The organism is Sutcliffiella halmapala (genome assembly GCF_002019665.1).
Taxonomy (GTDB): domain Bacteria; phylum Bacillota; class Bacilli; order Bacillales; family Bacillaceae_I; genus Sutcliffiella_A; species Sutcliffiella_A halmapala.
In genome coordinates this window covers 3342547-3360824 of sequence record NZ_KV917375.1, presented here as the reverse complement: position 1 = coordinate 3360824, position 18278 = coordinate 3342547, and the positions used below count along the sequence as shown (strand labels likewise).

Here is an 18278-nt window from a genome sequence, read left to right as displayed (position 1 = left end):
CGGACGGTCCTTAAGCTAATTAGAAGATATCTTCAAGCTGGGATTATGATTAACGGTGTTGTCTATGAAATAGAAGAAGGGACTCCTCAAGGTGGTCCGCTAAGTCCTCTTCTCTCTAACATCCTCTTGGATAAACTCGATAAAGAGCTAGAATCCAGAGGCCACAATTTCGTCCGATATGCGGATGATTGTAACATTTATGTTCAGTCCAAGAAGGCAGGGGAAAGAGTCATGAACTCCATCACTGACTTCATTGAAAAGAAGCTGAAACTAAAAGTTAATCGAGAGAAATCGGCAGTAGACCGCCCTTGGAGGCGTAAGTTTCTTGGCTTTAGCTTTACTATTCATAAAGAACCTAAGGTTCGGATAGCAAACGAAAGTATCAAACGACTTAAAGCTAACATAAGAATTCTTACTTCCCGTTCTAAACCAATCCCAATGGAATGGAGAATAAGGAAGCTAAACCAATACCTAGTAGGGTGGTGCAGCTACTTTGCCCTCGCAGACACACCGAGCAAATTCAAAGAATTTGATGAGTGGATAAGAAGAAGGCTACGAATGATTGTATGGAAAGAATGGAAGAAACCGAAGACCAAAGTGAGGAAATTAAAAGGTTTAGGAGTTCACCCATATAAAGCATACGAATGGGGCAATTCTAGGAAGAAATACTGGAGAATCTCCAAGAGTCCAGTCTTACACAGAACCCTTGGGAACTCCTATTGGAGTTCCCAAGGGCTCAAAAGTCTATATGCAAGATATCAAAGTCTACGTCAATTTTAATTGAACCGCCGTATACCGAACGGTACGTACGGTGGTGTGAGAGGTCGGGGGTTAGTCATCCCCTCCTACTCGATTACATTAGTTACTTACTTTTTCCCCCTACACTTTTCCACCCTTTTTGCATACTTGCAGATTTATCAAAGCTTTCGGAACCATTTTTTCTCCCGAAGACTTTTTCACCAATTCCATTTACTAATACACCCATAACGGCAGTAATTCCGATAACTAGAATAGCTACAATGGTAAAGTCTATAAAGTATTCGACCATGTCTTACATCCCCTTTGCCTTATGTAAAAATCAAGTCCTGCTTCTATTGTAAATTATGATTATCATAAAAGAAAGAGGGTATATTAACGTTTAGCTCTGTATATGTTTGTTATACTAGTTGTATACATATAGTTAGAAAAGGAAAGGGGTAAAAAAATATAATGAATTGGTATGAAAAATTAAATCAATATTTTCCGGTTGAAGAAATGAAATCAAAAGAACATATGGAGTTGCTTTTAAAAGAAAAAGGGGACATCTATCATAAAGATGAAGGGGTACATCACGTATTGATGTACGCAGAATTTGATAACTTTATTTTCATTGATTATTTATTTGTCTCTAAGGATGCAAGAGGCCAAGGGTTAGGTCACAAACTTCTCGAAAAGTTAAAGCTGAAAAATAAAGCGATTATCTTAGAAGTGGAGCCTGTTGATTATGAAGATACAGATACGGAAAAGAGATTGCATTTTTATAAAAGAGAAGGCTTTGATCACGCTGCCTCGATTGGCTATAACAGAAGGTCCTTGGCAACAAATGAAGTGAATCCAATGGAAATTCTTTATTGGTCACCAAGTAACCAAGATGAAGCAAGTATATATGAAGGAATGAAGAAGATGTATGAGCAAGTTCATACATACAAAGATGTAGAGCTTTATGGTGAGTCCTATGAAACCGTGGAAAAGGTGTTAAGCTACGACGAAGAGAATAATGATGATAATAATATTCTATCAAAGCTTTAATTAGAATAGGAATAAAAGAAGTGCTAACCGATGAGGTTGCACTTCTTTTTATTGATTTTAATAGGCTTTTTTCATAAGCGCTACTATTTCCTTGTACCCAGAATCATTGGGGTGAATATTGTCATTTATTATATGAGTTAATTCCTTCTCTCTATTTACGAAAGACTCATAGGGGTTTATCACAATGGTAGACTCCGGTGTTACCTCTTCTATCAATTCATTATACAAAGGGGCATATTTAGCTCCTATTTTATGCAATTCATGTTGAGTTGGATAGGGATTATAGAGGCCAATAAACATAATGGTAGCCTCAGAATTTACTTGTTGCAAAGTAGAACTGATCTGCTCCAAAGATGTCCATAAAATCTGCATTCTAAGTTGTAATGCTTCGTCATCTGAATGGGAAAGAGATCGAACAGTCTGTAAAAAATCATTTCCTCCAATGGAGACGGTAATAATATTTGCTGTTTTCAAACGATTTCTTAATGCTTCATCTCCTTGTAACAAAGCGACTAACCCGGTAGCTGTTAGGCCAGGAATACCGTAGTTTTCTACATGAACGGTATGTTTTGTTCGTAAGTAATTGGTAAACTGTGGAACAAATCCATGTATTCTTAAGTATCCTTCCTCTGAAGAACCAAGTCCTACGGTTAGGGAATCTCCTAAGGCCAGATAAGTTAGTTGCTTGGGAGATTCAGCCGTTACTGGCGGATAACTCGAAAAGCTAGCAAATAGTAAGAAAGCAGCTAACAAAATTTTTCTACGCATCGTTACATCCTCTCCCTAGGTGTGTAAGATTATGCTTCTGCTTTTTCTAGTTTTTTCAGACGGCTTTTTTCATTAAATTGATCAAATAAGAGATATAGTACTGGAATTACTATTAAGGTAAGAATGGTCGCAAAGCTTAAGCCAAACAAAATAACAATTGCCATAGGTTGTTGAATTTCCATTCCTTCTCCAAAACCTAGTGTAAGAGGAATTAATCCAAGAATGGTTGTAAGGGCCGTCATTAATATTGGTCGCATCCTTGTAGGGCCAGCAAGTAGAATAGCTTCTAAGGTTGAATTTCCTTCATGTTTTAATAGATTGACATAATCGACAAAGACAATGGCGTTGTTGACAACTATTCCGGTAAGTATGAGTATACCCACAAGTGACCCGACTCCAAGGGGTTGATTTGTTACTAGTAAGCCCGCTATAATTCCAATGATCGTGAGTGGTACAGTAAACATAATGATAAATGGATAAAAATACGATTCAAACTGACCAGCCATCACCATATAGACTAATACGACCGCTAGAGCAAGTGCTGCTCCTAACTTAAAGAATGCATCATTCATTTGTTCATCTTGACCGCCAATCGTTATCTTATATTCATTGGTGGGGATACTAATATTTTTTCTTAAGCTTTCTTCAATTTCATCTACGATACTTCCAAGATCGCGGTTAACTATATCAGCATTTACAGTGATTTCTCTAAGGCGGTTAGTTCTAGTAATTTGACTTGGACCTTGTCCTCGACTCACTGTTGCGACAGCTTGCAGTGGTATATTTTCACCAGTAGGTGTACTGATAAGGAGACTTTCTAAATCTTGTATAGAATTAGTATAAGTATCCTCTAGGGTTAAACGAATATCGAGCTCTTCCCCAGCCCTAGCCATCCGAGTTGCAACAAGTCCCCTCGTTGCATTTGAAACAGTAGATGCTATTTGTGCACTCCCAATCCCGAACTGACTTGCTTTAATTCGGTCAATATCCACAATTATTTCTGGGTTACCTTCTGTGTAGTTAGAGGTTGGTTCCCGAACACCTTCTATTTCATTTAATAAATTAATTGTTTCATCTGCCATACTCTTTAAGGTAGGTAGATCTGGACCAGTAATGCTTAAGGAGACCGGATTTTGAGATACTCCAGTGTCACCTGAAGAAATAGAGATGTCCACACCAGGTATGTCTTGCAGCTTCTTCCTGATTTCATCGCCAATTTGCGTATCGGATTTGCTACGATTAGTGACAGGTTCAAGTAAAATACTATAATTTGCTCTGTTTGTTTGAGTGCCTGCTGAGAAAGAGAAATTATTTCCCCCACCTACAGTAACAAAGGCAAGATCAATTTCCTGTATTTCTTTTAATTTTTCATCAATATCTTGCATCGCTTCATATGTAGCATCGAGAGAGCTACCTTCAGCTAGACGAGCGGTTAGTGAAATATAGCTTTGATCCTGATGTGGTAGAAATTCTTTTCCGATAAAAGGGATTCCCAAAAGAGATGCTACTAATAAAAGCAGAACAAGGGATAATGTTTTTTTCGGGTGTTTCAATGCTTTTTCCAATATGTTGCGATACCAGCTTGTAAAGGAACTAAAACGCTCTTCAAAGCGAGAATTCTCATTATTTACTTTTAAGAAATAGGCAGAAAATAAAGGAACAATTATCAGCGCTGTAAATAAGGAAGCTAAAAGTGAAAAGGATATCACAAGTGCCAATGGCTTAAATAACTGAGCTGCTAATCCATCCACATATACAATCGGTAAAAATACTATGACAGTTGTTAACGTGGAGGCAATGATAGCTTGTCCAACCTCACTCGTTCCTTGTATTGCAGCGTCTTTTAGTGAGTATCCCTTTTTTCGTAATCGATAGATATTTTCTAAAATAACGATTGCATTATCTACCATCATCCCGATACCTAATGCTAGGCCACCAAGTGTTAAAAGATTCAACGTTTGGCCACTAAAGTACATGAAAATAAAGGTGGTGATGATAGAGATTGGGATGGAAAACAAAATAATTAATGTACTTCTCATATTTCTCAAGAAAAAGTATAGGACGAGTGCAGCTAAGAGACTTCCGAGGATCATATTAGTTGCAACAGCTCGGATAGATTGCTCAATAAATTGACTTTGATCAAAAATTGGTTTGATTTCAACACCTTCTGGAAGGCTTTTGCCAATTTCATCTATTTTCTTTTTGATATCATTGGCGACAGTAACTGTATTGCTTCCGGATTGTTTTAAAATCGACATTCCTACGGCAGGTTCACCATTTAAATAGCTAAGTTGAGTTGTTGGTTGCAGTGTTTCTTTAATCTCACCTAGTTGATTGAGTTGAATCACTCCTCTAGTAGTAGGAATGGGGAGTGTTTGAATATCATCAATTGATTCGTATTCTCCAGTTATTCGGATAGGAAGATTTTGATTTTGGTCGACTAAGGAACCACCAGGAAGATTCAAGTTTTCTGAAGCAATAATTTGTTGTAATTGTTCGATAGTGATTCCGTAGGATAATAGCTTATTCGGATCCAGGGTGATTCGCACTTCATTTTCTGCTCCACCTTCGACAGAGATGGAGGCAATTCCTTCTACGGCGTTTAACTGGGGTTCAATTTCTTGTTCGGCTAATTGCTTAGCTTTTGTCATTTCGCCTGTTGGATCTGTAATGGCAAGCTGGACAATTGGGAGATCACTAGGATTAAAGCGTAGTACTCTTGGCATATTTGCCCCAGGCGGTAAAAAATCACGGACAGCATCAATTCGCTCCCGCATGTCTAGGGACGCAAAATCCATATTGGTCCCCCAAGTAAAAGCAACGAGGACAAGGGAACCCCCAGTTCTTGAAATAGATGTTACTGATTCCACATTAGGCAATGTACTCATTGCATTTTCTAAAGGGGTTGAGACTAGGGTTTCAATTTCCTCAGGTCCGGCACCTTCATAAGTTGTAGTAACTGCAACAATAGGAAACGTTAATTCGGGAAATAAATCCACTGTCATACTTCGCATGCTTACAGCACCAAGTATAAGCAATAGCACAATGACCATGGACATTGCAATAGGTCGTAAAACTGAAAGCTTAGCAATTTTCATTTAGTAGATTCACTCACTTTGTTCTGAAATAACGGCGCCGTCTTTTAAGCGTTCTTTTCCGTTTACGGCTACTTTTTGTCCTTTTGTTAATCCGTCCACTATTTGAATCAATTCTTGGTCACGAAAGCCCAATGTTACATCCTGGCGCATCGCTTTGCCATTTTCAATTACATATACATATGAAGTCGTTTCATCATACAGTATTGCATTAACTGGAATAACTATTTGTGCTTCTAAATTATCTATCGCTACATTTGCGGTAGCACGCATACCACCTTTAATAGTTGAATCCGTGTTGCTGATAGGGATTGTGACAGTGAACATATTTGTTTGCTGATTAACTGTTGGGGAAACCGTTTCAATCGATGATTCAAAGATATCTGATAAACCTTCAAAAGTTATGTTTGCACTTTGGCCTTCTTTTAGTTTACTTACTTGATAACTATTAACTAAAAAGGTAGCTGCAATATTGTCTAATTGTATGATGGTTCCAATTGGGACGTTAGGTGCAGCGATTCCATCTTGCACGACATTCAATTCTGAGACAATTCCATCAATTGGGCTGGTAATAGACGTTGCTTCTGCTAATTGTTCGGCTTGTTTTAGGCCTTGGCGAGCTTGACTTAATTGTGCTTCAATTTCTAAGGTGTTAAAAGTAGGTATTTGTTGCAGTTGACTTGCGGCTGTTGCGAGTTGGGCTTGTTTCAACATTACTTCCATCGTGCTCTGTAATAAATCTAAAGATGTTACAGCCCCAGTTTCGACTCCATCTAAAAGAGCTTGAGATTTTTCTAGAGATTGGTTTAATTCCCCTTGTAACTTGGGTATATCAGCTGAAGAGGCTTGATTTTCAGAAGCTTGTTGCATTTCTTTCATTTTAGATAGGGCATTTTCCAATTCAGAAACAGCATTTCTTGCTTGACTTACTTGATTGTCGGCAGCATCTGAATCTAGAGAGACAAGCAATTCACCCTTTTTCACTATATCACCAATTTTCACGTGAACCTGATTAACCGTTAGAGGGGAGGTAGTGAGGAGTGGTACTTGCGTTTGGGGTACTGCTAGCCCAACTAGTTCAATCGTGTTGCTAATATTTTTTTCTGTAACATTTGCAATGGAAACAGGTGTTTTATTAGCTTCTGTATTCTGACTTGTAATCTCTTTTTTACTACATGCGGATGTAAATATCAGTAAAAATAAAGCAAGGAATAGCCATGTTTTCTTCAAATGTATTCACCTCATACTTATCTTGTCTAAATATAAAGCTATCATGTATGAAGTACCCTTACAATTGCTATCTAACAGGTGGGGCTAGAAAAGAACTAATTGTTACTAATTTGTGAACATAAGAAATATAGTGATAATTAATTTCATTTAAATGAAACTTTTCTTAAGGGTAATACGTCTTAATAAGTGTGGAAAGCAGTACAAGCCTGCTCCGCCTTATGGATGTCTAGCTATCTAGCTAGCTCCTCTAGACATACGAACATGCTGTGACAACTTGTCAAACTTTTAAAATACGGTACCTTTTTCATGAAAAATCGTGTATAATAATCAATAGAAATTCCTTTTTTAGAGTAATTTCAAAGTGAGAGCGATTCACAATTAAGCATCCTACAGCATGTTCTTATTCGAATAATATAAGAATAAAGGAGAGGGAAAGTTCATGGTAACCTTATATACATCTCCAAGTTGTACTTCTTGTCGTAAAGCGAAAAATTGGTTAGAAGAACATAACATTCCATATACAGAAAGAAATATTTTTTCTGAGTCTTTATCAATCGACGAGATTAAAGAAATCCTTCGAATGACAGAAGACGGGACAGATGAGATTATTTCTACTCGTTCTAAAATCTTTCAAAAGCTGAATATAAATGTGGAGGCAATGCCCCTTCAAGAATTATATTCTGTTATAAAAGAACATCCGGGTTTACTAAGAAGACCTATTATCATTGACGAAAAACGACTACAAGTAGGGTACAACGAAGATGAGATTCGTCGCTTCTTACCAAGAAAGGTAAGAACATTCCAGTTAAGAGAAGCTCAACGCTTAGTTAACGGCTAATATAAAATTAAAAAAAGCTTCTACATTTAATTATGTAGAAGCTTTTTTTAACTATTGGTTAACATGACTTCGTTAGTTATTTTTATACGAGTGATATAATTTCTGGACCCATGCAAAAGATAGAACAAATAGGATCAAAAGAAATGGAATCGCAGTTTTTAAAATACCATCGCTTATTATAATTGCAATAATTGGTTCTTGTAATATCATTTTCCCAGCAGTAAAGCTAAGAATGCTTGCTCCAAAATAAATAATTATAGGATATTTCTCCATTACATTTAATATAATTTTACTCCCCCATATTATTATCGGTATAGAGAATAATAATCCAATCATAACGAGAAAGAATTCACCATGGGCTGCACCAGCAACAGCCATAACATTGTCAATTCCCATGATGATATCGGCAATTACGATTGTTTTTATTGCAACTAAGATGGAAGTACTTCCTTTTATAATGGTTGTTTCATCTTCTTTTTTTAATAAGTTTATCGCAATATAAACTAAAAGTACGCCGCCAACAAACTGTAAAAATGGAATGGCTAGTAAATAAACGGCTCCAATAGTAAGAATTATTCTAACGATAATGGCTAATAGTGTTCCTATTATGATTGCTTTATTTCGATATTGTACTGGAAGATTTCTGCAGGCTAATGCAATAACAATCGCGTTGTCTCCACCTAAGACTATATCAATCCCAATAATAATTAGAATAGAAGTAATTAGCTCTAAGTCCACCCAATCGCCCCTTCTTGTCCCATTCCTTTTTAAATATAGTGGAGCTTGTCTGGATTTATGACTATTTTCTAATGTTTATAGCCGAGAGAGTTGAACAAGCAACATCTTTTTTTCTAAGAAGAATAGGCAAATGAACGATTTTTAAAAATATGAGCTTTTTTATTTCCATTCTTCCTTTTTTATCATAAAATAAGAGTACAAGATATTGTATCTTTGCATAGGATATATGTTTACAGGCTGATGTGTTTGGATAAATTGTAACAATAGGCATATTAAATTTTGTGGAGGGTCCCTTCCAAGGAAAGTTGGAGGAAAATGAGAAGCGGACAATATAGAGAATAGCTGATCTCATGCTTAGCAAGAGGTTTGTTGAAGAGAGTAAGCGCTGATCATTTACCTAATTTGAAGGGAGTTGAGTAAGATGGAAATTGAACGTATAAACGATCATACAGTTAAGTTTTATATTTCATATGGTGATATAGAAGAAAGAGGCTTCGATCGCGAAGAAATTTGGTACAATCGTGAGCGAAGTGAAGAGTTGTTTTGGGAAATGATGGATGAAGCCCATGACGAGGAAGATTTTATGGTGGAAGGTCCATTATGGATACAGGTTCAAGCGCTAGATAAAGGACTTGAGGTCATTGTAACGAGAGCACAATTATCAAAAGACGGCAAGAATTTTGAAGTTCCTGTTTCAGATGACAAAAAAATAGATATTCCTGTCGATGAGCGAATAGAGTCGCTTCTAGATCAACACTTTAATTCATCTCAAAAGACGGAAGCGAATAAAGAAGAAAAGCTTGAAGAAGAAACGGATTTATTACAATTTATGATCCGCTTTAGAGATTTGGAGGATATTATATCAGTAAGTCATCGTTTACAGAATCTTGAAAATTTAAGCAATAGCCTCTATTTCTTTGAAGGGAACTACTATTTATACTCAGATTTTTCAAGCGAGCATTATACCGATGAAGAAATTGATAATGTTCTAAGCGTTCTCCTTGAATATGGTGATGAATCAGCAATGTCGATCCACCGTCTCCAAGAGTATGGTTCTGAGGTAACGAAGGACGATGCAATGAAGGAAATGACAAAGCATTTTCCACTTAGATAAAAAGACCGATTTCACATTGTTGAAATCGGTTTTTTTTCCTCAACAAAAGAAGTATTACTAAAATCATGTTTGGTTAGGGCCTTGTTCTAATCTCCAGCTTTTTGAGAGATAGAATGCGGTTTAGTTAAAAATCTCTATACAGAAGGCAGAACAAGGGGAATTGCCCTTTATCTACATTGAGATACAGAATTTAGGGAGCTGAGTTTTTTGAAGAATACTGTTAGGGTGGCTGTATTCGTATTAGCGGTTGGCGCCGTTTTATTTGCTACTCAAGGTTTATGGGAAGGGTGGTTATTAGGTTCCATTTCCTTGCTATTTACATTTTCAGTTGTTTTTATTGCTTTTTTAATTTCCTTAGAGAATCGTCATCCAACAAGAACGCTAACTTGGCTTGTTGTTCTTGGTAGTTTCCCGGTCTTAGGTTTCTTTTTTTATTTAATGTTCGGGCGTAATGTTCGAAAACGTCGTCTTTTTCAAAGAAAAGCGCTACTTGATAAAGAGGTTATTAGAGAAATTGAAGGGGAAAGAGTTTACGCCAAAGAAGATATGGCTTTACTAGGAGATAATAAAAGAGGTATTTTTCGACTTTCTGAAAATATTGGAAGAAGCCCAATCTCCTTTCAAACAGAGACAGATGTTTTAACAAATGGAGATCAGACGTTTACGAGAATTCTTGAAGAGATAAGTAAAGCAGAGCACCATATCCATTTAGAATATTACATAGTAAGAGATGATAAGATAGGCAATCAAATTAAAAAATTATTAATTGAAAAGGCAAAGAAAGGCGTTAGTGTACGTTTTCTCTTTGATGCAGTTGGGAGTTTAAAGTTAGGAAAAAAATATTTAAAGGATTTGCGAGCTGCAGGTGTGGAAATAGTTTCTTTCTCGCCTGTAAGACTTCCTGTTTTTAACAATAAGATCAATTTCCGGAATCACCGTAAAATTATTGTAATAGATGGTAATGTAGGGTTTGTTGGCGGTTTAAATATAGGAGATGAGTATTTAGGAAGGGATAAATATTTTGGGTTTTGGCGAGATACTCATCTTTTTGTAAAAGGAGAGGCCGTTCGAACTCTTCAGCTAATCTTTTTGCAAGATTGGTATTATGCAACAGATCAGTCATTACTTACTTCAACCTATTTAACACCAGAGGTATCTGAGGATAAAAGGCATGGTGGGGTTCAGATGATCGCAGGGGGACCAGACCAGGAATGGGAAGTCATAAAAAGCTTGTACTTTTCTATGATTACTTCTGCAAGAAAGTCTATTTGGATTGCATCCCCTTATTTTGTTCCAGATGATGATATTTTTACAGCATTAAAGGTTGCTGCCCTTAGTGGGTTGGACGTTCGATTATTGGTACCGCAGCGACCTGATAAACGAATTGTCTATTACGCTTCCCGTTCCTATTTTCCAGAAATGATGGACGCTGGTGTGCAAATTTATGAATATGAAAAAGGTTTTTTACACAGTAAGGTTGTCATTGTGGACGATGAAACAGCATCAATTGGAACCGCAAACATGGATATGAGGAGTTTTCATCTAAACTTCGAAGTAAACGCCTTCTTGTATAATACCGAAAGTGTCTTGGCCCTTGTAGAGGATTTTGAGAAGGATTTGTTAGATTGTAAGCCAATTGTGAAAGAGGTTTTTGCTAATCGCCCTTTTTATCAAAAAGTTACAGAGTCATTTGCTAGATTAGCATCACCTCTACTGTAATGCAGCTTTAATTTTCGTGAAAAATTTAATAGCTGAATATAGCCTAAAAAAAGAATGTCTAAACGGCATTCTTTTATTTTTTTGGAGGAATTTGTTTTGTTTTGACGAATAGGTGAATGGAGTAGAAAAATTCGAAAGGTGTGAAGCGATGTTTGTTGCGAAAAGGAAAGATGGTTCCTTTATCACGTTAATGGATTTAAAAAACACACAAGAGTTAGAACTAAAAGGAGATAAGAACCAAGGCTTTTTTTGTCCCGCTTGTGGTGCAGAAGTGAGAGTGAAAAATGGCGAGATACGTAGGATCCATTTTGCTCATGTTCAGGCAGAATGTCGAGCGGCAACAGAACCAGAGACTTGGTATCATTTAGAAGGAAAAGACAAGCTCTATAAGGTGCTGCAAGATTATGGAGCTACACAGCTGGAATCCTTTATTCCTCAGACAAAACAACGAGCAGATATACTGTTAGAAACGGATCGAAAATTCGCTTTTGAGTTTCAATGCTCCTCTATAAATCCCTCTACGCTAAAACGCAGAACAAAGCTTTACGAATCCATTCTTATTACTCCAATTTGGTTAATTGGCAAGGAAAAGCTAGGAGCAGTTGATACACATATGAAGCTATCCACTTTTCAATGGGCTTTTCTGCAAAATCATTCTTCAGATAGTTCTCCCTATTTATTAAGCTTTTGTCCACAACAATCTTTATTTTATTATTTGTTTCCTACGTTTAGCTTCAGTAGTTTAGACACTTATCTAACCTATCAATCGAGTAAAGAATGGCAGTTAGAACCTAAATTGATAACTAGTAAAAATAAACCGATGTACTGGAAAACAAAATGGCTTCATCACAAGAAGCAGTGGAGATATAACTATTGCTTGTATAAGCAGAATCAACAATTACGTTACTATTGCTACAATAAAATGCACATACCACTATCGTTATTTCCCGCTGAAATTGGTCTGCCTGTACCTTCGTCTTATTGGTTTCAAACTCCTATCATACAATGGCAAGCTTGGTTGTATTTTGACTCCATCTATAAAACTCCTGTCTCCTCAATCATCCATGTTCCTTCTATTGTAAAAAGATTTAATCAACGAATTAAGCAATCCTTCATCAAGGTTAAGGACCTACCGTTGGTGAAATATGGTCATTATGAAGATGCTATAAAAGAATATTTAATGCTCCTCGAATTATTAGGAATTCTTGAAAAAGAGTCGAGTATTATTTATCGAAAGAAGAAAAAAGAAATGCCATATACTCATTTAGAAGAGGCGTCTGTCCAAGATAAACAAGTGTTAGAGCGGATATTACAGATACAGGAAGGAAAGGACATTTAATGAGAAGAAAAGAGGGAATAATAAGCTTGCGTCGAATTGTTTTAAAGATGCCATTTTTAAATTTGTTAAGGGGGTACAGTCCATGGCGGAACAAACAGCAGTAAAAAAATTGCAAGAAAGAAAAGAAATCTCTGTGGAAGATACATGGAGGTTAGAAGATATTTTTCCAAGTGATGAGGCTTGGGAAAAGGAGTTCCAAGAAGTAAAAGGGTTGATTGGAAAAATAAAGGACTTTGAAGGGGAACTTTCCAAGTCTGCTGACAATTTGTATGAAGCACTACAATATCAAGATTCTATATCAAGTCGTCTCGGAAAGCTTTATACATATGCACATATGCGCTATGACCAAGATACAACAAATGGCTTCTATCAAGGTTTAAATGATCGTGCTACAAATCTCTACACACAGGTTGCAAGCGCGTTGTCATTTGTTGTCCCTGAAATTTTAACAATGAAGGAAGAAGACATCGCGAAATTCCTTCAAGAAAAAGAAGAGCTTACTCTATACAAGCATTCTTTAGATGAAATTAATCATCAGCGACCTCATATATTATCTGCTAAAGAAGAAGCCCTGTTAGCAGAGGCGTCTGAAGTATTATCTGCATCTTCTAATACATTTGGAATGTTAAACAATGCAGATTTAACTTTCCCATCTGTAAAGGATGAGGACGGAGAAGAAGTAGAAATTACCCATGGTCGTTATATTCGTTTCTTAGAAAGTGAAAAACAAGAGGTTCGTAAAAATGCTTTTAAAGCGGTTTACGAAACATATGGAAAATATAAAAACACATTTGCTAGCACATTAGGTGGAGCAGTTAAAAAGGATAATTTCCAAGCAAAAGTGCGTAATTATGACTCTGCTCGTCATGCAGCACTTAGCAACAACAACATCCCTGAAACAGTTTATGATAACTTAGTGAATACTGTAAACAAAAATCTTCATTTACTACACAGATATGTAGAATTACGAAAAAAAGTCTTAGGCGTCGAGGAGTTACACATGTACGACCTCTACACACCACTTGTTAAAGATGTAAAAATGGAAGTGCCTTATGAAGAAGCGAAGGATTATTTGTTAAAGGGTCTGACTCCACTGGGTGAGGAATACTTAGATATCCTAAAAGAAGGCTTTGAAAACAGATGGGTGGATGTACAGGAGAATAAAGGAAAACGCTCTGGTGCTTATTCTTCTGGTACTTATGGGACAAACCCTTATATCCTTATGAACTGGCAGGATAATGTCAATAACCTATTTACCCTTGCTCATGAATTCGGCCATTCTGTACACAGTTATTACACTAGAAAAACCCAGCCATACCCGTATGGAAATTACTCAATTTTCGTAGCAGAAGTGGCTTCTACATGCAATGAAGCGTTATTAAATGACTATTTGCTAAAAACTATTGATGATGATAAGAAGCGTTTATATTTACTCAATCATTTCTTAGAAGGTTTCCGTGGAACCGTTTTCCGTCAAACGATGTTTGCTGAATATGAGCACAAGATTCACGAGCTAGCGCAAAACGGAGAAGCCTTAACTTCAGATCTTTTAACAGAAACTTATTATGAGCTAAACAAAAAATACTTCGGTGAAAACATTCACATCGATGAAGAGATCGGCCTAGAGTGGGCAAGAATTCCTCACTTCTATTATAACTACTATGTCTATCAGTACGCGACAGGCTATAGCGCAGCAACTGCACTAAGTAAGCAAATCCTAGAAGAAGGCCAACCAGCTGTGGATCGCTACTTAGAATTCCTCAAAGCGGGAAGCTCAGACTATCCAATCGAAGTACTCAAAAAAGCAGGCGTTGATATGACCCAATCAACCCCAATCGAAGAAGCATGCAAAGTATTCGAAGAAAAGCTAAAAGAAATGGAAGAACTACTTTCCTAAATAGAAGGCCAAGTTATACCACACTGTTGATTAGAGCGTAAATCAACAGTGTGTTTAATGAGATATCCTCATTTTCAGAGGAGACAGCCATGCAGTGCAAAGAAAAATCGCATCATGGATAATGCAAAAGTGGTTCTTCAAGAATCCCCCGTCTCACCTGATGATTGTAGTGCAAGGCGTGAGACTCCTGCGGGAAGTAGCGTTTTGTGGAGACCCCGCAGGCAAAGCCGAGGAGGTTCCACAAGCGCCCCGCGGAAAGCGAACGCCTGGCACGGAAATCTTCAGGGGGTTGAAAGGGTGCACTTTATTTTCAGGGGAGCCTATTATAAAAACAAAGAAGACTACCAGTTGTATAAAGGGTAGTCTTTTATGATTGCTTCCCAACTATAAAAGTATTAGCAATAAAATGTACCAATCCATATGTTAACTAATTAAGCTACCTCCGAAACCCACGAAACCGGTGCTTATTATTTAGCAAAATTATCAAAAACAAAACGGACAAAAATAAAAGAGGAGATGTAAGATAGAGCGGATAAATCTTCATCAGTCCCAAAATATTAAAAACAAAACAAATAAAAATAAATAATAAGGCAAATAAAAATGGTAATCTACTCATTACATTTCTCCTTTCTTATCCTTGGACTACTCCTACATTATATGTATGTTAGAAAGCCAAAATCATTTCAAAAAAATAACTGTACCCTATTTATTGTGACAAACTTGTGAAAAAGTAAGCAAAGTACTTGTCAAAAGTCGACAAAATTTGATATATTAATATCGTGAAACGATTCACAAACAAACATATACCCCTTTGTTTGACCGTGAAAAATTTCTCCCATCCCCTTTGTTGTCTATATGACAAGAAGAAAGCCTTGGTCCTAGGACCAAGGCTTTTCTTTATACGTACTACTATTATTGAGGTTTCTATACTTTAAAACTCCAACACTTATGTTTGGATTCTCTATGCTAAATATCTCCAAAAGGTTCCGTATTTAACAGGAACTTGCTCCACTTTTTGTGCTAATTGTAACTTCTTTAATTCGCGTTCCACCTCTGCGATAGGTAAGTTGTATACGACAGAGATTTCTTTTGTTGCAACGAATTGAAATTGTTGCAGAAAATCTTCTAATGATGGCAGCATCGTTGGAAATGGGTATTCTCCAAGCATGTCTTGGAAGATCTGTACATACACGTCGTATGAATGATACCCTGAAATCTTGATTCCTTCTTCTTCAATGTTTTCATTAAAGAAAACGAGTGTCGGGATTTCGTTAACTTCCATTTCGTTTGTGATTTTCAAATCACACTTTAATGCTTTTGACGCACATTCTCCGTTAATGTCTTTAATAAATTCTTCTTTATCTAATCCCACAGAATCTGCACAGTCAATTAATACAGGTAGCTCCGAAATATTTTGTTTTTCTAAAAATAATACTTCTTGAAGCTTTCGCAAAAACTTAATACCTGCCTTTTTTCCTTGAAGCTCGGCAGATTTAATGGCTAGAGATGCTGCATAGGGAGTCGAAATTGGATTTTCCAGCCATAATGAGCCATCACAGGACATACCAGATCGATTTGCGGTTCTTTCCCAAACCTGCGCCATCGAAGCCGCATAATGTTTTTTTGCTAGATTTAACGTGGTTAAATTTCCACTGAGAACATGCTTGATCGTAAAGTACTGGCCATATTGCATTTGCAATTTCTTTAATATCGGTTCTAATGCCCAACATTCCGGGCAAAGTGGATCTATAAAAAAATAGACTTCAATTGGTTTGTTTGTTGTATGGCGAATATTATTTAAATAAAATAATTGTTTGTCATTACAGGTCACATGAATCTTCCTTTTCTTCAGGTTTGTCTGGGGTATTAATCATATGTTGAGCTGTTAAAACTAAACGCTGAAAAAATTCTTTTCGATATGAACCCTCAAGTCCAATTTCATCCATCGCTTCTTCCATACAGGCTATCCATGACTTGGCACGTTTTGGCGTTATTTCAAAAGGCAGATGCCTTGCACGTAACATGGGATGTCCATGCTCACTTGTGTAGAGAGACGGACCTCCTAAATACTGTGTAAGAAATTGTTTTTGCTTCCTTGCTGTATCCGTTAAATCATCAGGAAAAATGGGAGCTAAATCAGGATGGCGACTAACACGCGCGTAAAATGCATCAACAAGTTCGTGAATAACTTGTTCTCCGCCAATATTTTCAAAAGGTGATTGTATGTTATTCATCATTCTCTTAACTCCTTATAAAAATCAATGTGAAGATTGTATGTATATTTTAGCAATGTGGTTATTATATCTCAAACAATTCGATTCCAACCTTGCAAAATAAAGGGAAAAGGGGTGGATTTGCGGTGTTTTGATTTTGTTCTTTTGATTTATGTTGTAAAAAAAAGTGGGCGCTTGGGGCGCTCACTTTTAGGCTTTTAGGCTTTCGGTTATTTTTCTTACGTAGTTGGTTGTTTCTTTAAATGGCGGAATTCCATTGTATTTGTCGACGTTTCCTGGGCCAGCGTTATAGGCTGCTAGGGCTAGTGGAATGTTACCGTTGTAGCGGTCTAGCATTTGGCGGATGTATTTCGTTCCGCCCATGATGTTTTGCTTTGGGTCTAATGAATTCGTTACACCTAGCCCTTTAGCGGTTTGTGGCATCAGTTGCATGAGGCCGAGTGCGCCAGCGTGGCTTTTGGCATTTGGGTTGAAGCTGGATTCGTGCTGGATGATCGATTTAATTAGTGCTGGATCTACGTTGTACTTCAGTGACGCTTCTTGAATGAGGTCCTCGTAATTTGTTCGGTTAGCGATGCTTGGCGTATGTTGAACAGATGATGCTTGTATAGTTGGTGAAAAATTTGTTAAATGAGCTAGGTTCAAAGGGTGCGACAAGGAAAAGGGACTTGTGCTAGTTTGACTAGCTTGGGGCTTCTCTTCTAATAATCCTTCGAACATGTGGGAGAAGGATTGATAGCTATTAGCATTAGTGGAAGCGGGTTTGTTTGATTGTAGTGTTTGCAATGCTTGTATTTGCATCATAGATCGGAACTGATCAACTTTCATTTTCTGCCATCCTATTCATTGAGCCTACAAACTTTTATGTCATAAAAGCGGGCAATTTTATTTTTCGTTTCGCGAACTGGTATGTTATGAGCCTGGAGTAGCTCTTGAAAATGCTTTTGGCCCTCTAAATAATTGCTGACTTCATATTCGATTTCAAAATCACTAGTTTGTAGATAATGACTTTCATCTAATACTAACAAGCCATTTTTGTATGGAAATTCTACACGATTTGTTTTAAGTGTTCCGAAATAGCGAACTGATAGGGGGTCAATCATTAATTGGTCTTTTAAAATGGTGAATATATCACCGTTGATTAATCCCTCTTCCTCTTCGAACATTTTTGCTTTTTCTTCTTCTGTGATCACTTGGTGAGTTTCAAGCAATCCTTCATTAGCAGGCTGTTTAAGGGTGAGGGTATAGTTATTTTCCTTTTTTCGTATTCGAAGTGCACAACCGCTTTCTTTTAATGAAAAGGTTGGCGTATCAAAATAATGATTTTCTTGAGAGAAAAAATCTTCTGCTTGAACTTGAAAACTTGAACAAAGAGTTGTGAATTCCTCGAAGGTTAGTATGTTTTTGAATTCTATTTCAATTTCTTGATGGTTCATATAATTACCTCTCATCATTGGTATACTTCTATTATTACTCGCTTTCAAACAGATATCAATAATCATAACAATAAAAGGTACT

Annotated in this window: 16 protein-coding genes; 7 read left to right on the top strand and 9 right to left on the bottom strand. The window is 36.9% G+C overall.

Translation table 11 applies throughout. The annotated features are described in order from the left end of the window. Positions 1-780 (top strand): group II intron maturase-specific domain-containing protein (locus tag BK580_RS16635; RefSeq protein WP_268877403.1); only part of this gene is annotated, 780 nt, incomplete at its 5' end. A gap of 82 nt (positions 781-862) precedes the next feature. On the opposite strand, the gene BK580_RS16630 is transcribed toward BK580_RS16635, so the two are convergent. Next, the gene (locus tag BK580_RS16630) at positions 863-1048 is read right to left on the bottom strand and encodes a hypothetical protein (RefSeq protein WP_078381424.1); all 186 of its coding nucleotides are present in this window, start codon (positions 1046-1048) and stop codon (positions 863-865) included. A gap of 161 nt (positions 1049-1209) precedes the next feature. Here BK580_RS16630 and BK580_RS16625 point away from each other — a divergent pair, with 161 nt between their 5' ends. Beyond that, positions 1210-1788, top strand: coding sequence for a GNAT family N-acetyltransferase (locus BK580_RS16625; RefSeq protein WP_078381423.1), 579 nt, complete (start codon positions 1210-1212; stop codon positions 1786-1788). A gap of 57 nt (positions 1789-1845) precedes the next feature. Here the strand turns inward: BK580_RS16625 and BK580_RS16620 are convergent, their stop codons facing one another. From BK580_RS16620 to BK580_RS16610, 3 genes are read right to left on the bottom strand one after another with little or no spacing between them, the layout of a single operon-like run. Further along, positions 1846-2556: a GDSL-type esterase/lipase family protein gene (locus BK580_RS16620; protein ID WP_078381422.1), complete on the bottom strand. Its 711-nt coding sequence runs from the start codon at positions 2554-2556 to the stop codon at positions 1846-1848. Positions 2557-2585: 29 nt separating this feature from the next. After that, entirely contained in the window at positions 2586-5654 is a 3069-nt protein-coding gene (locus tag BK580_RS16615; RefSeq protein ID WP_078381421.1) for an efflux RND transporter permease subunit, read from the bottom strand. Positions 5655-5663: 9 nt separating this feature from the next. Further along, positions 5664-6881: an efflux RND transporter periplasmic adaptor subunit gene (locus BK580_RS16610; protein ID WP_169865067.1), complete on the bottom strand. Its 1218-nt coding sequence runs from the start codon at positions 6879-6881 to the stop codon at positions 5664-5666. A gap of 439 nt (positions 6882-7320) precedes the next feature. Here BK580_RS16610 and spxA point away from each other — a divergent pair, with 439 nt between their 5' ends. After that, positions 7321-7719, top strand: coding sequence for a transcriptional regulator SpxA (gene spxA / locus BK580_RS16605; protein ID WP_078381419.1), 399 nt, complete (start codon positions 7321-7323; stop codon positions 7717-7719). Between the two features lie 72 nt (positions 7720-7791). Here the strand turns inward: spxA and BK580_RS16600 are convergent, their stop codons facing one another. After that, on the bottom strand, positions 7792-8457 hold the full coding sequence (locus BK580_RS16600) for a TerC family protein (protein WP_078381418.1): 666 nt from the start codon (positions 8455-8457) through the stop codon (positions 7792-7794). Positions 8458-8878: 421 nt separating this feature from the next. Between BK580_RS16600 and mecA the strand changes: the two genes are divergently transcribed. The 4 genes from mecA to pepF all read left to right on the top strand — a co-directional run bounded on the left by mecA (position 8879) and on the right by pepF (position 14526). After that, the gene (gene mecA, locus BK580_RS16595; RefSeq protein ID WP_078381417.1) at positions 8879-9571 is read left to right on the top strand and encodes an adaptor protein MecA; all 693 of its coding nucleotides are present in this window, start codon (positions 8879-8881) and stop codon (positions 9569-9571) included. A 207-nt stretch (positions 9572-9778) separates the two neighbouring features. Next, positions 9779-11290, top strand: a complete 1512-nt coding sequence (gene cls / locus BK580_RS16590; RefSeq protein ID WP_078381416.1) for a cardiolipin synthase — start codon at positions 9779-9781, stop codon at positions 11288-11290. 148 nt (positions 11291-11438) lie between these two features. After that, on the top strand, positions 11439-12629 hold the full coding sequence (locus tag BK580_RS16585; RefSeq protein WP_139364922.1) for a competence protein CoiA: 1191 nt from the start codon (positions 11439-11441) through the stop codon (positions 12627-12629). 82 nt (positions 12630-12711) lie between these two features. Beyond that, positions 12712-14526: an oligoendopeptidase F gene (gene pepF, locus BK580_RS16580; protein WP_078381414.1), complete on the top strand. Its 1815-nt coding sequence runs from the start codon at positions 12712-12714 to the stop codon at positions 14524-14526. Between the two features lie 961 nt (positions 14527-15487). Here the strand turns inward: pepF and BK580_RS16565 are convergent. From BK580_RS16565 to BK580_RS16550, 4 genes are all read right to left on the bottom strand, one after another. Continuing rightward, on the bottom strand, positions 15488-16357 hold the full coding sequence (locus tag BK580_RS16565) for a ClpXP adapter SpxH family protein (RefSeq protein ID WP_078381411.1): 870 nt from the start codon (positions 16355-16357) through the stop codon (positions 15488-15490). After that, entirely contained in the window at positions 16347-16763 is a 417-nt protein-coding gene (locus BK580_RS16560; RefSeq protein ID WP_078381410.1) for a globin domain-containing protein, read from the bottom strand. The genes BK580_RS16565 and BK580_RS16560 overlap by 11 nt, the downstream gene beginning before the upstream one ends. Positions 16764-16949: 186 nt before the next feature. Beyond that, entirely contained in the window at positions 16950-17588 is a 639-nt protein-coding gene (locus tag BK580_RS16555) for a lytic transglycosylase domain-containing protein (protein WP_078381409.1), read from the bottom strand. Between the two features lie 11 nt (positions 17589-17599). Continuing rightward, positions 17600-18196: a CYTH domain-containing protein gene (locus BK580_RS16550; RefSeq protein WP_078381408.1), complete on the bottom strand. Its 597-nt coding sequence runs from the start codon at positions 18194-18196 to the stop codon at positions 17600-17602. Positions 18197-18278: the final 82 nt, after the last annotated feature.

Bases quoted from the DNA above. Each gene is read 5' to 3' on its own strand.
- BK580_RS16630 (WP_078381424.1), bottom strand. From the start codon at position 1,048: ATGGTCGAATACTTTATAGACTTTACCATTGTAGCTATTCTAGTTATC.
- BK580_RS16625 (WP_078381423.1), top strand. From the start codon at position 1,210: ATGAATTGGTATGAAAAATTAAATCAATATTTTCCGGTTGAAGAAATG.
- BK580_RS16620 (WP_078381422.1), bottom strand. From the start codon at position 2,556: ATGCGTAGAAAAATTTTGTTAGCTGCTTTCTTACTATTTGCTAGCTTT.
- BK580_RS16615 (WP_078381421.1), bottom strand. From the start codon at position 5,654: ATGAAAATTGCTAAGCTTTCAGTTTTACGACCTATTGCAATGTCCATG.
- spxA (WP_078381419.1), top strand. From the start codon at position 7,321: ATGGTAACCTTATATACATCTCCAAGTTGTACTTCTTGTCGTAAAGCG.
- mecA (WP_078381417.1), top strand. From the start codon at position 8,879: ATGGAAATTGAACGTATAAACGATCATACAGTTAAGTTTTATATTTCA.
- BK580_RS16585 (WP_139364922.1), top strand. From the start codon at position 11,439: ATGTTTGTTGCGAAAAGGAAAGATGGTTCCTTTATCACGTTAATGGAT.
- pepF (WP_078381414.1), top strand. From the start codon at position 12,712: ATGGCGGAACAAACAGCAGTAAAAAAATTGCAAGAAAGAAAAGAAATC.
- BK580_RS16560 (WP_078381410.1), bottom strand. From the start codon at position 16,763: ATGATGAATAACATACAATCACCTTTTGAAAATATTGGCGGAGAACAA.
- BK580_RS16555 (WP_078381409.1), bottom strand. From the start codon at position 17,588: ATGAAAGTTGATCAGTTCCGATCTATGATGCAAATACAAGCATTGCAA.
- BK580_RS16550 (WP_078381408.1), bottom strand. From the start codon at position 18,196: ATGAACCATCAAGAAATTGAAATAGAATTCAAAAACATACTAACCTTC.